Here is a 13,561-nt window from a genome sequence, read left to right on the forward strand (position 1 = left end):
CAGTATTGCATTTATAGGAGTTATTGCTGCCTTAATAGCTGTTTTTAGTTGGTATGCTGGGAAAAAGGTAGATGCAGAAAAAGCAATTGAAGAGGACCGCTTAAAAACACGCGTTGCAGAAGCTAACGCAGAAGCTGCTAAAGCTAATGAAAGAATTGCAAAAACTGATTTAAAAGCGCAAGAACTTGAATTAGAAATTATATCTCAAAAACACAAAGCAAATACTTTAGCATTGGAATTAGAATCGCAAAAAGAAAAAACAGCTAACGCCGAAATAGAATTATTGCAAATAAAAAGCAAAATAACACCTCGAAGTATACCTCTTTTAAAAGTTCCAATTTTTACACGTAATTTAAGAAAAGCATCATACAAGAACATAAGCTTTATTAGGGAGATTGGGGATGATGAAATTTATTTGTATACCCTAAATCTCCAAAATATTTTTAAAAATGCTGGATGGAGTACTGGAATCGGAATGAGTGCATTTGGTGAGAAAAAAAAGGGACTATCATTAAGTTATTATCATTATTATAATGATGCTTTATTAGTACAATCAGCCTTTAGGGAGATTGGATATGACTTGCCAATTATCCAAGGCCCTAAACCAAAAGACTTTGAAGGTTATATTTCAATTGTTGTTGGCTCGAGATAAATTTTAATACTTTACATGCAGTACAAAGTTATTTAAATATTATAGTTCCTTATTGTAAGTAAAAATAAGTACGGATTCAAATCCGCACTATCAATAAAAAGAAAATGCCTTCTACACAATGTAGAAAGCATTTTCAACCCTAATATTTAATATAATTAACCCATTACAGAGAGACACCTCGCCTCCATGGAATGAAATCATTCTGATTGAGTAGATCGGCTTTGGTTTCTACGTCGCCACTTGCTACTTTGATGATGTATTCTAACAGTTCATCTGCCGCTTCAGGAATGGTTTTATCTCCGCTGATCACTGTTCCTGCATTAAAATCGATAATATCCGGCATCTTTTCTGCCAAAACCGTATTCGAAGAAATCTTCACTACCGGAGCAATAGGATTCCCCATCGGTGTTCCCAAACCTGTTGTGAAAAGAACGACTGTTGCCCCTGAACCTACCAAAGCGGTTGTACATTCGGCATCATTTCCGGGAGTACACAGAAGATTCAGTCCCGGTTTTGTAGCGTATTCTGTAAAGTCAAGAACTTCTACAATTGGTGCTGCACCGCCTTTTTTGGCTGCTCCTGCAGATTTCATGGCATCAGTAATTAAACCGTCTTTGATATTTCCGGGAGACGGATTCATATCAAAACCTGATCCTGCTGCGACCACGGATTCTTCAAAATCTTTCATCAGCTTCAGGAATTTTACGCCATCTTCATCATTGATGCAACGGTTGACCAACTCCTGCTCTACTCCACACAACTCAGGGAATTCGGCCAACATGGTTGTTCCACCAACTGCCGCCATAATATCGGAAACTTCACCCAAAACAGGGTTTGCAGAAATTCCTGAGAAACCGTCTGAACCACCACATTCCAAACCAATGTTCAGTTTTGTGATGGAAGCAGGTTTTCTTTCAATATCATTTGCTTTTTTAATTCCTTCAAAAGAATCTTTAATTACGCCAGTTAACATGGCATCGATCGTACCCGATTTTTGCTGTTCGTACACAACAATCGGTTTCTTGTTATTTGGAGCCAAAGCGTGAAGCGCATCCATAAAAATCTGAACCTGAAGATTCTGGCAGCCTAAACTTAAAACTGTAGCACCCGCAACGTTCGGGTTGTTCACATATCCTGCAAACAGTCTTCCTAGCGCTTCCGCATCCTGACGGATTCCACCACATCCACCTTGGTGCGTAATGAATCTTACGTCGATATTTTTAAATATTCTTGTGTCTTCTACTTCCTCTTCCACTGCAACATCAGAATCTGCTCCGCCATTTAATAATGAACGAAGTAACAGTTGATGTTTGCTGGCTTTATCGTGAAGCAATTCTTTTTCGAAAATATCTTTCAGGGTTTCAATATTCTTGTTTTCGCAGAATACCAAAGGAAAAAATAACCATATATTTTCCGTTCCCACCTGTCCGTCTTCACGGTGATATCCGTTGAACGTGCGGTCTTTCCATTTATCAACATTCGGTGGAGTCCAGCCTAAAGTTTCGGTTTTACCTTCTACTTTTGCACTTTGGTGTTTTACATTCTCCGTCGTAATCACCTCACCCTTTTTGATGTGTTGATTCGCTTTTCCAACGATTACGCCATACATGATAATATGGTCTCCATCTTCAAAATCTACGGCAGCGAATTTATGTTTAGCCTTAATGTCTTTTACAACCGTGTAATCTGTACCGTCTAAATGTACCGATTCTCCGGCAGGCAAATCCAACAACGCTACTATAACGTTGTCTTTAGGATTTACTTTCAGTACTTTCTTTTGCATTTTTTCTAAGAATAAAATTGAATAAAGTTTTTATAGGCAGTTTCCATGTCATTGTGGTCGATTTCGTACAATGCTTTTACCACTGCTGCTTTCAAGCCTTCAACCTGAGTAAGGTCTGTGTCCCAGAAAGATTTTTCAGAAAGAGCTAATTCAGCCACTTTTTCGTAATCTTCATTCGCCCATATTTCTTTAAATTTAGCGATAATTCCAGCTTCGTCATTCAACGGAAGGGCTTTTTCGCCATAACTTCCCTGATAGAATCTGATTAAACTTGCTAAAGAGAACGTTAAGTTTAACGGAAGTTTGTTATTTTTTTCAACATACGTCAGTAAACTTGGCAATACTCTAACTTTAAATTTAGAAACAAAATATAAAGCAATGCTCGCCAAATGATGTTTAATAAATGGATTTCTGAAACGGTCGAAAACTTCTTCCGCAAACACTCTTAATTCTGCCTCATCTAAACCTAAAGTCTGATTCACTTCATTAAAAATAGAATCACTTAAAAAAGTTCCAATAAATTGATCATCAATTGCTTCTTTTACCAATTCTTTTCCTGATAAAATCGCCGGAGCCAACATTAAAGTATGACCACCATTCAAAATTCTTACTTTTCTCAAACGGTATGGCTGAATATCATCAACCACCAAAATCTGCTCGTTGATTTTATTAAAAGGAATTCTTTCATTCAAATTTCCGGCTTCCTGAATCACAAAAAGTAAGAAACATTCTGAAACAACCATCATCTGGTCTTCGTAATCCAACTGATCTTCGTAAGATTCTGCATCGTCTTTCGGATAACCCGGAACAATTCTGTCAACCAATGTATTATGAAAATAATTCGATTGGTTAATCCATTGTACAAATCCTTCTTCTAAATTCCAAAGTTGTGCATATTTAATAATGATATCTCTTAATGTAAAAGCATTGTCTTCAATTAATTCGCAAGGAATAATTCTTAATCCTTTATCATTTGCTCCATTGAAATGCTTAAATCTTTCGTGAAGTAAAACCGCCACTTTCGCTGGGAAATTCTTGTGTGGACCTTGGTAAGAAGTTTCTGTTTCATCATAAGCGATTCCTGTTTCTGTTGTATTTGAGAATACAAATTCTAATTCTTCTTCTTTCGCTAAAGCTAAAAATTCATCATAATTTGCATAAGGATTAACCGACTTTTGTATAGCAGAAATCACTCGCTTTTCATCAATAATTTCTCCCTTTTTAATTCCTCTTGAAAATAGTGTGTATAAATTATCCTGCTCCTCCATTTTCTGGATGGAACCGTTTGGTGTTGCCTGAAGATTAACAATTCCACCTTTGAAATCGGTTTCTTTATTTAATTTATCAATCACATAATCTGTAAATCCACGCATGAAGTTTCCACCACCGAATTGAACGATTTTAATGGGAAGTTTTTCCTGAGAATTGTTTAATCCACGATTCAATTTTTGTTTTATCTGATTTTCCATCTTTTCTAATATTGTTGCGCATCTTTTTTAAACGCAAAGGTCGCAAAGTTTTCTTTTAAAGCTCGATGTATATTTTTAAAGTCGCAAAAGCGTTCTACTTAAATAGGTTTACAAAGAGTTTTATTTACTTTATATTTTATTTTTAACCATTAAGATTTATTAAGGGTTTAAGGTGAGTTAAGAAAAATAAATTTCTTAAGCTTGCCTTTAATTTGCCTGCAAATTCTTAATCATTCTTAACTTCTTAAATTTCCTTAATGGTTCAAAAATTATTATTTAATCACTTTATATTTCGGAACTAATAATTTCATCACAGACCAAGCAATAAGATACGCTACGGCGCAGACTGAGAAAATAATCATGTACCCTTTATCAATTCCGTCTACTACGACTGCACCTGATTTTTCCAATTGTTCGAAGAATCCATCCGGTAATCTTTCGTTGACATATTGAGGATATTTTTCCAATAATGGTGTTCCGTCAACAGTTGACCAAGCTTTGTGAGCGTGATCGAACAAAACTCCTGAAGATTTATTAATTAAGAACGAACCGATTCCACCTGCCATTCCGCCAATTCCTGTAATGGTTGCAATCGCTTTCTTAGGGAACATATCGCCTACTGTTGAGAAAATATTCGCTGACCAAGCCTGATGTGCCGCTCCTGCAACTCCAATAATTAAAACCGGAATCCAATACGTTGCTGAACCTAAAGGCTGTGCTAACAATGCCAATAACGGGAAAAATGCGAAAATCAACATTGCCTTCATTCTTCCTGAATAGGCATTCATTCCTTTCTTTTCAACGAAATATTTTGGAAGCCATCCTCCGATAATGGAGAATAACGTTATCATGTACAATACAAATAATGGCAATGCACTTTCTGTAGAATCCATTTTGTAAACCGAACTTAAATACGCCGGGGTCCAGAATAAGAAGAACCACCAAACGCCGTCAGTCATAAATTTTCCGAACGCAAATGCCCAAGTCTGTCTGTAACTGAAACATTCTTTGAACGTGAATTTTCTTTCATCTGCCTGAACTGCATTTTCTGAAGTCGAAACATCATCCTGATCCTGGTTGATATAAGTCAGTTCATGTTCGTTCACTTTATGATGTTCGTGAGGTTTTTTGTAATAGAAAACCCAAAGTCCCATCCAAACAAATCCTAACGCTCCAATAATGATAAATGCCCATTCCCAACCCATCGATTTTGCAATGAAGGGAATAGTAACCGGTGCCGCCAAAGCTCCAACGGTTGCTCCTGCATTCCAGATACTTGTAGAAAATGCTCTGTCTTTTTTAGGGAAATATTCTGCTGTCGTTTTAATTGCTGCCGGGAAATTTCCGGCTTCACCGATTGCCAAAACGAAACGTGCAAAAATAAACAACGTTACACTCGTACTGATGATTGCTCCAGTATTAGAAACTGTTCCAATTAATTCTTTAGAACCATGAAAACCAGCGAACCAATTTCCTGTCAAAATTCCTGAAGTTGCAATTCCACAAAATGCATGTAAAACAGCACCAATAGACCAAACTCCGATCGCCCAAAGGAAACCTTTTTTGGTATCCATCCAATCCACTAATTTTCCTGCGAAAAGCATTCCTACTGCATAGAAAATGGAGAATAATGCCGTGATATTTCCGTAATCGTTATTGTTCCAGTGAAATTCCGGAGCGATAAAATCTTTCCACGTTAATGATAAAACCTGACGGTCCAAATAATTGATTGTCGTGGCAATGAACAGTAACGAACATATCGTCCATCTGAATGTACTTGGTTTAAGAGACTTAACCGAACTCATACTTATTTTAGAATTTAGTTACTTTTTTGTTTTTAATTTTTAATAATATTTTTTAACGCAAAGGCCGCAAAGATTTTCTTTTTAAAACTCGATGTATATTTTTAAGTTCGCAAAGGCGTTTGACTTCGTCGAATCTTCGATTTCACTTAAATAAGGCCACAAAGTTTCTTTCTTTGCATATATCATTATTATTTTAAAGTTTGGATAATTTCCAGCACTTTCTTTGTTTCGTTTTCAATGGTTGCGTAATCTTTCGCAGCCATTAATTCTTTGCTTACCAATTTGCTTCCCATTCCTACCGCAGAAACTCCTGTCTTGAACCAGCTTTCAATACTTTCTTTCGTGGTATTTACTCCACCAGTCGGCATAAATTTCAGATTCGGAAATACATCTTTGATGGCACTCATAAATCCTGCACCTAAAGCATTTCCAGGGAATAATTTAATGAAAGTTACTCCCGCAGCTTCAGCTGTGATAATTTCAGTCGGAGTCATGCAACCCGGACTGTACAATACATCTTTTGGAATTAAAAACTTCGCCACTTCCGCCACAAAACCCGGACTGATAAAGAAATCTGCTCCAGCTTTGTAATATTCTTCAGCTTGCTGTAGAGTCTTAATCGTTCCGATTCCTAAAAGCATTTCCGGCATTTCTGCATTACGGATTTCTACCATTTTTGTAAAATTGCTCAACGCAGCTTCTCCACGGCTTGTATATTCTACCGCACGGATTCCCGCTTTATAAAGCGATTTCAATATGTCTATAGTTACCGTTTCGTCAGCATTGTAATACAGTGGCAAAATCCCCTGATTGATGATGGCATTAGTAACGGTTTGAATTTTTGTCATTTTGTTGAATTATCTTGTTAAAAATAATTTTTGATGGGATAAAGTCTATCCTTTAGTGTGCTGTATGTTTTTAACGCAAAGGCCGCAAAGATTTTTTTTGACTACTAACTGTTTTTAAGTTCGCAAAGGCGTTTCACTCAGCCAAGAACACAAATGTTTTTAGTTTAAATAAAGATCATTAGCCAAAAGCTAACAGCCGGAAGCCAGCTATCTTTTTATTCTTCCTCCGGAATTTCCAGCCATTACTTCCAGAATGTCTTCTGCGCTGCAATAGTTGATGTCTCCTAAAATGGTGTGTTTGATGGCGCAAGCTGCGTTGGCGAAATTTAAAGCTTTTTCGTCGTCGAAATTTTTTAAGCCATAAATTAAACCTGCGGCAAAAGCATCACCAGTTCCAATTCTGTCGACAACTTGGTCTATTTCCAAAAATTTAGTTTCAACATAATTTCCGTTGATTAAAGCTCTTCCCTGTGTCTGCTGAGAACTTGCCGTAACACCGATTCTTATTTTGTCGAAAATTTTATGGATTGATGGACATTGCTTTTTCAATTCTTCACAAGCTTGCAGGAAACCTTGTTGATCTGATGAAAACTGAGTTCCAAGAATTTCATTGATTTCATTTACTCCACCGATGAAAATCGTCGATAGAGAAACTAATTCTTTCAAAACTTCATTTCCGTTTTTGCCGTATTTCCAAAGGTTGGAACGGTAAGCCGGATCTGTTGTAATCTCAATTCCCAATTCACGAGCGGTTTTCAAACCTTCTTTCAAAGATTCATAAGCTGATTCTGAAATACCCGGACTGATTCCTGTCCAATGAAAATAATCGCAACCTTCCAAAGCTTTTTTCCAGTCGATTTTCTCTGCTTCGATGTTGGCAAAAGAACCATTCAATCTGTTGTAAGCAATTCTGCTCGCACGAACCGACGATCCTACTTCTAAAAAGTACAAACCTAAAGGATGTTCATTTTTAGAAATAAAATTGGTATCAATTCCGAAGCTTTTTACAAAAGAAAGCGCCGATTCTCCAACAAAATCATCCGAAACAGCACTTACATGCTTCACTTCACAACCCATCGTTGCTAATGAAGAAGCGACGTTGAGCTCAGTTCCGCCGAAGAAAAATTCCATTTCGTGGCTCTGCTTCATGGTTCTGTTTCCGGGAGGCGAAAGTCGCATGATGATTTCACCGAAAGTAAGTATTTTGCCCATAACTTTTAGTTAACTTTTAAACCACAAAAGGCACAAAAGTTTTTGAAGTTTAATATTTGAAATTTTAAACCATTCAGGTTTATAAGTTTTGAAGTTTTTTAAGGTTAGCTTTGCTTTAAGCAGCCTTGCTTAATAAAATCTTAGATTTTAAACTTAAAAAAACTTAACCTTTTAATTTTCTTAATGTTTTAAAATTTTATTTTTTATTTCTCGCAGATTGAGCAAATTTTGCAGATTTAAAAATAATCTGCGTAATCAGCTCAATCTGCTAGAAATTTAATCTTATTTAAATTTAAAAATCGAAATAATTTTTAGCATTATGGTAACAGATATCGGAAATTGTTTTTCCAATCAGTTCCATATCGTCCGGCAATTCGCCGTTTTTCATTTCTTCACCGAATAAATTACAAAGCACTCTTCTGAAATATTCGTGTCTTGGGAAAGATAAGAAACTTCTTGAATCTGTCAACATTCCAACGAAACAGCTGATTAATCCCATGTTTGAAAGGGCATTCATCTGCTTGACCATTCCGTCTTTTTGATCTAAGAACCACCAACCTGAACCGAACTGTACTTTTCCTTTGATACTTCCGTCGTTGAAATTCCCAATCATGGTTGCGAAAATCTCGTTGTCGGCAGGATTTAAGTTATATAGAATTGTTTTCGTCAATTTATCTTTTCCGTCTAAAGCGTTTAGTAATTTAGACAAAGTTTCAGCCTGAACGAAGTCACCGATAGAATCCCATCCTGTATCCGGACCTAAAATTCTGTGCATTCTTTCGTTGTTGTTTCTCAACGCTCCCAAGTGGAACTGCTGAACCCAACCAAATTTGTGGTAAGCTTCACCTAAGAATAAAAGAATCGCAGTTTTAAACTGATTAACTTGCTTTTCAGCGATTACTTTTCCTGAAATTTTATCATTAAAAATTGTTGAAACTTCTGCTTCTGAAGCTTCTTCGAAAGAAATATTGTTCAATCCGTGGTCACAAAGTCTGCATCCGTTTTCGTGGAAATATTCGATTCTTTTTGTTAAAGCATCACATAAAGTCTGGTAAGAATTGATTTCAATTCCTGCAGATTCGCCTAATTTAGCAATATAATCTGCGAAGTTGTGGTTTTCAATAAGAATCGCTTTATCAGGACGGAACGCTGTACTTACTTTTACTTTCCAGTCACTTTTCGCTAAATCCTGATGGTAATTTAAAATATCAGTCGGATCTTCCGTTGTACATAAAGATTCAACATTCATCATTTCCAGTAAACCTCTTGTCGATTTTTCCGGAGTCTGAAGCTGAGCGCTGATGTTGTCGTAAATTTCTGAAGCGTTGTTTTCGTTCAACAATTCATCAATTCCGAAATATCTTTTTAATTCTAAATGCGTCCAGTGGTACAAAGGATTTCTCAAAGTATAAGGAACAGTTTTAGCCCAAGCTTCGAATTTTTCTTTGTCTGAAGCATCTCCGGTAATGAATTTTTCATTCACACCCATCGTACGCATTGCTCTCCATTTGTAATGATCGCCTGCAATCCAAACCTTTGAAATATTTTCGAAAACGGTGTTTTCTGCAATATCTTTAGGAATCAAATGATTGTGGTAATCGATGATCGGCTGCTTTTCTGCATAGTTGAAGTATAATTCTTCAGCGTATTTATTCTGTAATAAAAAATTATCTGTAATAAAAGATTTCATTTGTCGTTTGATTCTAGTGTTACTCGTTTGAAGGCTTTCCAATGGTTGCCAAAATCCCTCCATCAACGTAAATAATCTGTCCGTTGATGAATTTACTTGCGTCTGAAGCCAAGAAAATTGCCGTTCCTGCAAGATCTTCAGGATTTCCCCATCTTCCCTCCGGAGTTCTGCTGATGATAAAATCGTTGAACGGATTTCCGTCCACTCTGATTGGTTCTGTTTGCGACGTCGCAAAATATCCGGGACCGATTCCGTTCACCTGGATATTGTGTTTTGCCCATTCTGTTGCTAAATTTTTGGTAAGCATTTTCAGTCCGCCTTTCGCTGAAGCATACGCTACCACATTATCACGGCCAAGCTCACTCATCATCGAGCAAATATTGATGATTTTACCTGATTTTCTTTTGATCATGTGCTTTCCAATTAATTTGGACATGATGAAAGGTCCTGTAAGATCTACATCGATTACTTTTCTAAAGTCTTCCACCTCCATATCAACCGCCGGAATTCTTTTAATAATACCAGCATTGTTAACAAGGATGTCTATTTTTCCATGAGTAGCTTCCATTAAGGCTACCTTCTGAGCGGCTTCCAATTCGTCGGTTACGTCAAAAATATATCCTGTTGCTTTATATCCTTTAGAATGATAATATTCCAGCGCTTCGTCTAGTTTTGACGGTGTTGTACTTGTGATTGCCAGTTCAGCACCTGCAGCGGCAAGACCTTCAGCCATTGCCATTCCTAATCCGTGAGTTCCGCCTGTAATAACGGCCACTTTACCGGATAAATCAAATAAATTCATGTAGAAAAATTACTTTAGTTCGTTAGTTTTAACAGCGTCCATATCGCCATAATCCATATTTTCTCCTGCCATTCCCCAGATAAATGTGTAGTTAGAAGTTCCAACCCCTGAGTGAATCGACCATTCCGGAGACAATACCGCTTCGTTGTTTTTCATAAAAATATGACGGGTTTCATTCGGCTGTCCCAAAAAGTGACTTACCGCCTGACCTTCCTCCAGATCAAAATAGAAATAAGCTTCCATTCTTCTGGTATGCGTGTGAGAAGGCATTGTATTCCAAACACTTCCTTCGTGCAATTCGGTCATTCCCATTYGTAATTGGCAAGTTTCCAATACGCTGTTCACAATCAGTTTATTGATCGTTCTTCTGTTTGCGTATTTTGTTTCGCCTAATTCTACAATTTCGGCTTCGTTTTTCGTGATTTTCTTTGTAGGATAAGCATGATGAGCCGGTGCAGAATTGAAATAAAATAAAGTCTGACCTTCATTTCCGTTTTCAAAAACAACATCTTTTGCTCCTTTTCCGATGTATAAAGCTTCTTTATTTCTCAGTTCGAAAACTTCGCCATCAACAGTCACCTTTCCGGCTGCACCTACATTGATGATTCCTAATTCTCTTCTGTCTAAGAAATTTTCAGCTTTCAGATCGTCTGTCGGCTCCAGTTTCAATGCGCTTTTTACAGGCATTGCACCGCCAACAATCATTCTGTCGTACATAGAATACACTACATTGATCTGATCTTCATTAAATAAATCATTCATTAAAAACTCCCTTCTCAGGTCTTCCGTTGTATATTTCTTTACATCTTCGGGATGGTGGGCGTATCGAAATTCTGATTTTGTCATACTCTAGATTTTAAACTTAAATTATGGTTTTAAAAAAACTGTTAAACATTGCGTAATCGATTGCATAAAATTACACTGAAATTCCACAGAAATACTTGTTGATAAATATATAGATTATATGTATTCGGTTAACAAAAATTTAATTTTAATTTATAATAACCTAAAAACCAGTAATATAATTTTAAATTCGTACTTAAAAAACCAAGAATAAAGATGTAAATGCAACCGTTTTTTTTGCAGAAACTTGAAGTAAAGGCTATAAAAATAAAAATCATGCCAAATATTTTAGCAAGACAAGACAAAATACATTATATATAAGGATAAGAATAATTTTATACATTTTATGTGTTAATTTAACTAAAAAATTATCATTTATAAAATACACAAGATTTTATGAATAAAAAAGATGATAAAAATCACACTCACCGGGTAAAATTACTTTTTACATATACTTTTTGGGAGTTTTTAGATGATTAAAAACCTATAATTTTGGTCAATTTTATCACAATAAAATTATTAAACATCAATTATTTTTCACTTTTTTTAATTAAGAAAACAATAACGAAAAACAATAACAACAATTTGAAAATCAAAAAGTTAAATACAATATAATTTTTAACATTTTCTAATCCTTAACAAATCAAACAGTCAATTTAATAAAAAAATAACATTTTTTTCTTTGCGTAATGAAAAATAATATTAGTTTAGGAGCCAAGATATTTTATTAAGAATAATTACGCAATCGATTGCACTCAGAAAAGCGTATGGCATTAAAATATTCCTACAACAGAATACTTAAAAATCCACACAAAAAAACAGGGAAGTTATCGGCTTCTCAAACCACACACTAAACTATATAAGGATACAATAAATGGATAAAAAGGTACAATCAATAAAGTGGTTATATATAACGGCTTTCCTTCTTCCCGTGCTCGGTATGGCTCAGGAAAAAGAAACCAAGATTGACGAGGTTGTCTTGGTAGGATATACTAAAGTTTCTAAAAAGGATGTGACTAACTCCGTGTCTTCTGTAAAGGCTGAAGCGATCAAAGATATGCCGTCAACCAATGCTGCTGAAGCTATTCAGGGAAGAATGGCCGGAGTACAGGTTTCACTAAGCGAAGGCTCACCAGGAGCCGATGTAGACATTGTAATCAGAGGAGGTAATTCTATTACAGGAAGCAATGCCCCACTTTACATTGTAGACGGAGTACAAATGGATAATGCACTATCTATTTTATCTCCGAAAGAAATTGAATCTATCGAAGTTTTGAAAGATGCTTCTTCTACCAACATTTATGGAGCCAGAGGAGCAAACGGAGTTGTACTGATCACCACAAAAGGAGGCCGTAAAAGAGCAAAAACTTCTATAAATTACAATGGCTTTTTAGGGGTAAGAAAAATTCAAAATACAATTGATGTATTAGATCCTTATCAATATGTTTTGTATCAGTATGAGCTTTATAACAAAGCCGGAATTGAAACTGATATGACTACTTTTAGGAACAGATACGGAACTTACGATCAATTAAGCAAATACAAAGACGTACAAAAAAGAGACTGGCAAGACGAGGTTTTTGGAAGAGAAGCATTCAACTTTACTCACAACCTTGCTGTAACCGGAGGATCAGAAAATTCGGCCTTCTCGTTATCACTAAATAACGTTCAGGAAGACGGAATTATGATTGGATCGGGATTTAAACGAAACATGGCGAACTTCAAATATGATTATGATATTTCGAAGAAACTGAGCATGACTGTCAACGCCCGATACAGCAGACAAACCATTTTCGGAGCAGGAACTTCTTCTACAGGATCGCAGGGTACAAACCGATTAAGAAATGCGGTAAGATACCAACCATTTGAAGGAGGTTCTACTGTAAACATTGACGAATTTGATCCTTTATTTGCAGATCAAACAAACTTGGTAAACCCAGTTTTATTAGCTAATAATGAAATTAAAGAAAGTGGTAGAAATGACCTTTTACTTAATGGAACTTTAGATTATAAAATCAGCAAGTATTTTACATTCAGAACCGTAATCGGTTACCTTCAGAGAGATGAGTTTGTAAACCAGTTTTCGGGTACTGTAACCAGTCTTGCAAGACAAAACAATGATCAGCCGGTTGTATTTTTAAGCAAAACGCAATCACGAAGAATTACCAATACCAATACTTTAAATTTCAGAAGAACATTTGGCGATCATAAAGTAGACTTACTTGTGGGACAAGAGATGGTAAAAACTGACGGTGAATCTTTAACAATGAATATTAAATGGTTTCCTAAATCGATAAGCGCCCAGGAAGCGTTTGCCAATATTCAGTCAGCTTCGCCACCATCCGGATTAGTGCAAGATGCTCCGAAAGCAGGGCGAGTTCCTGATCGATTGGCTTCATTTTTCGGTAGAGCCAATTATATTTACAAAAACAAATACATCGTTGCAGCGTCTATGAG

Annotated in this window: 10 protein-coding genes; 2 read left to right on the forward strand and 8 right to left on the reverse strand. The window is 36.2% G+C overall.

What is annotated here, in order from left to right; genetic code table 11:
- On the forward strand, window positions 1-652 hold a 652-nt coding region (locus AB4Y90_RS08095; protein WP_441556901.1), incomplete at its 5' end, for a hypothetical protein.
- Window positions 653-815: 163 nt separating this feature from the next.
- On the opposite strand, the gene AB4Y90_RS08100 is transcribed toward AB4Y90_RS08095, so the two are convergent.
- From AB4Y90_RS08100 to kduI, 8 genes are all read right to left on the reverse strand, one after another.
- Entirely contained in the window at window positions 816-2,435 is a 1,620-nt protein-coding gene (locus AB4Y90_RS08100; RefSeq protein ID WP_441556902.1) for a UxaA family hydrolase, read from the reverse strand.
- 5 nt (window positions 2,436-2,440) lie between these two features.
- Window positions 2,441-3,904: a tagaturonate reductase gene (locus AB4Y90_RS08105; protein WP_441556903.1), complete on the reverse strand. Its 1,464-nt coding sequence runs from the start codon at window positions 3,902-3,904 to the stop codon at window positions 2,441-2,443.
- Between the two features lie 272 nt (window positions 3,905-4,176).
- The gene (locus AB4Y90_RS08110) at window positions 4,177-5,709 is read right to left on the reverse strand and encodes an MFS transporter (RefSeq protein ID WP_441556904.1); all 1,533 of its coding nucleotides are present in this window, start codon (window positions 5,707-5,709) and stop codon (window positions 4,177-4,179) included.
- 188 nt (window positions 5,710-5,897) lie between these two features.
- Window positions 5,898-6,557 carry a bifunctional 4-hydroxy-2-oxoglutarate aldolase/2-dehydro-3-deoxy-phosphogluconate aldolase gene (locus AB4Y90_RS08115; RefSeq protein ID WP_441556905.1) on the reverse strand — a complete coding sequence of 220 codons (660 nt, stop codon included), beginning with the start codon at window positions 6,555-6,557 and terminating at the stop codon, window positions 5,898-5,900.
- Between the two features lie 207 nt (window positions 6,558-6,764).
- Window positions 6,765-7,769: a sugar kinase gene (locus tag AB4Y90_RS08120; RefSeq protein ID WP_441556906.1), complete on the reverse strand. Its 1,005-nt coding sequence runs from the start codon at window positions 7,767-7,769 to the stop codon at window positions 6,765-6,767.
- Between the two features lie 292 nt (window positions 7,770-8,061).
- The gene (gene uxaC / locus AB4Y90_RS08125; RefSeq protein ID WP_441556907.1) at window positions 8,062-9,459 is read right to left on the reverse strand and encodes a glucuronate isomerase; all 1,398 of its coding nucleotides are present in this window, start codon (window positions 9,457-9,459) and stop codon (window positions 8,062-8,064) included.
- A gap of 19 nt (window positions 9,460-9,478) precedes the next feature.
- Window positions 9,479-10,261: a gluconate 5-dehydrogenase gene (locus AB4Y90_RS08130; protein ID WP_441556908.1), complete on the reverse strand. Its 783-nt coding sequence runs from the start codon at window positions 10,259-10,261 to the stop codon at window positions 9,479-9,481.
- Window positions 10,262-10,270: 9 nt separating this feature from the next.
- Window positions 10,271-11,107, reverse strand: a complete 837-nt coding sequence (kduI, locus tag AB4Y90_RS08135; protein WP_441556909.1) for a 5-dehydro-4-deoxy-D-glucuronate isomerase — start codon at window positions 11,105-11,107, stop codon at window positions 10,271-10,273.
- Between the two features lie 871 nt (window positions 11,108-11,978).
- On the opposite strand from kduI, the gene AB4Y90_RS08140 reads away from it, so the two are divergent.
- Window positions 11,979-13,561 (forward strand): SusC/RagA family TonB-linked outer membrane protein (locus AB4Y90_RS08140; RefSeq protein WP_441556910.1); only part of this gene is annotated, 1,583 nt, incomplete at its 3' end.

Origin of the sequence: Chryseobacterium sp. 2TAF14, assembly GCF_052115105.1 — a bacterium.
GTDB lineage: Bacteria > Bacteroidota > Bacteroidia > Flavobacteriales > Weeksellaceae > Chryseobacterium.

Excerpts from the sequence above, each read along its gene's own strand:
- AB4Y90_RS08120 (WP_441556906.1), bottom strand. The coding sequence starts at position 7,769 with ATGGGCAAAATACTTACTTTCGGTGAAATCATCATGCGACTTTCGCCT.
- AB4Y90_RS08110 (WP_441556904.1), bottom strand. The coding sequence starts at position 5,709 with ATGAGTTCGGTTAAGTCTCTTAAACCAAGTACATTCAGATGGACGATA.
- AB4Y90_RS08115 (WP_441556905.1), bottom strand. The coding sequence starts at position 6,557 with ATGACAAAAATTCAAACCGTTACTAATGCCATCATCAATCAGGGGATT.
- AB4Y90_RS08105 (WP_441556903.1), bottom strand. The coding sequence starts at position 3,904 with ATGGAAAATCAGATAAAACAAAAATTGAATCGTGGATTAAACAATTCT.
- AB4Y90_RS08100 (WP_441556902.1), bottom strand. The coding sequence starts at position 2,435 with ATGCAAAAGAAAGTACTGAAAGTAAATCCTAAAGACAACGTTATAGTA.
- AB4Y90_RS08130 (WP_441556908.1), bottom strand. The coding sequence starts at position 10,261 with ATGAATTTATTTGATTTATCCGGTAAAGTGGCCGTTATTACAGGCGGA.
- uxaC (WP_441556907.1), bottom strand. The coding sequence starts at position 9,459 with ATGAAATCTTTTATTACAGATAATTTTTTATTACAGAATAAATACGCT.